The following is a 343-nucleotide window of genomic DNA, read 5'->3' as shown; positions in this document are numbered from 1 at the left end:
CCGCTTCACCACGCGCGAAAGCTGGAACATGTTTTCGAGCATGTCGCGGTTGGGATTTTCGAGGTCGATGACGATCACGTCGGGTTCGATCTCGGCGATCCGCCGCGCAATGCCGGTGACGTCGTGGATGACGGTGACCTGCTGATGCCCGGCCTCCCGCAGCCCCGCTTCGATTATCGAAGCGCGGATGTGGTTTTCATCGATCACCAGGACAGTGAGGGATTTGCGGATCATGAATGCATTTTGCTGATGCGGGGGAATTGTGCAATGCGGGAGGGAGACATGATCCCCGCCCGCGCGCGATGCCGCCTGTCGGCTGGCCTCGCCATGATCGCAGTGTCGT

The 343-nt window shown here is 60.6% G+C and carries 1 pseudogene; it reads right to left on the bottom strand.

The annotated features are described in order from the left end of the window. Positions 1-234 (bottom strand): annotated as a pseudogene (locus E5W70_RS27230) (two-component system response regulator); the annotation flags it as partial. Positions 235-343: the final 109 nt, after the last annotated feature.

Source organism: Mesorhizobium sp., assembly GCF_005063415.1.
Lineage (GTDB): Bacteria > Pseudomonadota > Alphaproteobacteria > Rhizobiales > Rhizobiaceae > Mesorhizobium.
Note: the sequence above shows the minus strand (reverse complement) of the source record. Positions and strands in the feature narration are given on the sequence as shown.